The organism is Mycolicibacterium arseniciresistens (assembly GCF_030519285.1).
Lineage (GTDB): Bacteria > Actinomycetota > Actinomycetes > Mycobacteriales > Mycobacteriaceae > Mycobacterium > Mycobacterium arseniciresistens.
In genome coordinates, this window is record NZ_JAUMSQ010000524.1 from 1 (window position 1) to 1,319 (window position 1,319).

Sequence of the window (1,319 nt, forward strand, 5' to 3'; positions counted from 1 at the left end):
GATGCGGGCCGCCCGGTCCTGGGCTCGGGTTCGGGACCGCCGCGGCATCATCACACCCGTCGCGACCACCGTCTCCCCGCGGACGGTCACCGCAGCGGTGGGCCGGCAGAGCGCCGGGAACTGCAGCCGGCTACCGGGTTCGGTGGTGTGCGTCAGCCCGTCGGGACTCGTCCACACCGCCGTGCCGTCGGGCAGTTGCCGGTCCCGCCAGCCGTCGGACCCACTCCAGTAGGTCTTCAAGAGATGGTGGATCGAATTGCCAAGGACCGTTTCAAAGAACGCTCGTGAGCAGCGTAAACGCTGCCGATGCGGACCGCGCGACCCGCTCGTCGGCTTAAACTGCCGCAATGTTCTCGGAGACGCGGTACGCGATGAACGGGCACTTGCGTGTCGCCTATCGCGCATCGGCCGAAGGTCCTCGCGACATCGTGTTCGTCCCGAACTGGTTCACCTGCTGCGAGGCTCTTCCAGAGCTACCATCCACTCGAGGATGGGTCGAGGCGATGACATCGCTCGGTCGGCTGATCTTCTTCGACCAGCCGGGCACGGGAGTGTCCGATCCGGTCACTGCGGGCGCACTGCCAACATTGGAGCAGTGGGCCGACAGCATCACCGCGGTGCTCGACGATATGGGTAGTCGCGAAGCGATTCTCGTCGTGATCGACGGCTCGTTCGCGACTGGCGCGCTGTACGCGGCAACACATCCTTCGCGCACAACGGCGCTGGTTGTGCTCGAGGGCTACGCCGATCCGCTTGCCGAACGCAAAGAGGTAGCCACACCCGAGGAAGTCGTTGCCCTCATGAGCGCCATGTGGGGGACGGGGGAGTTTCAACACGCGATGAACCCGGACATGCCGTGGAACGAAGAGATCCGGGCAGCGTGGGCGCGAGCAGAACGCCTCGCGGCCAGCCCGGGGACCGTCGCCCAGATGCTTCCATTGGTGATCGAATTGGACGTGCGGGCGGTCCTTCCGACAATCCACGTGCCCACCCTGGTCGTCCAGCACGCGGACAACCCGCTGCTCCCGGCGGCATCAGGCAGGTACATAGCGGATCACATACCGGGTGCGCAATACGTCGAGCTGCTAGGCCGAAACATGCACCACTGGGTCGTGCCCTGGCGCACGTCCTTCCAGGCGGTCGCGGAGTTCCTCACCGGTCACCAGGCGGACGTGGCCGATGACCGTGTGCTGGCCACGGTGCTGTTCACCGACATAGTGGGCTCGACGCGACGCGCGGCGGCGATGGGCGACCGGGACTGGCATGCCTTGCTCGATGCGCATGACGCCGTGGTGCGGGCGCAGCTGAATCGCTTTCGG

Annotated in this window: 1 protein-coding gene and 1 pseudogene; one reads left to right on the forward strand and one right to left on the reverse strand. The window is 66.1% G+C overall.

The window, feature by feature from the left end; all coding sequences use genetic code 11:
• A pseudogene (locus tag Q2100_RS31230) lies at positions 1 to 240 on the reverse strand (hypothetical protein); the annotation flags it as partial.
• 107 nt (positions 241 to 347) lie between these two features.
• On the opposite strand from Q2100_RS31230, the gene Q2100_RS31235 reads away from it, so the two are divergent.
• Positions 348 to 1,319: hydrolase (locus Q2100_RS31235; RefSeq protein ID WP_302917124.1), on the forward strand; the 972-nt coding region annotated here is incomplete at its 3' end.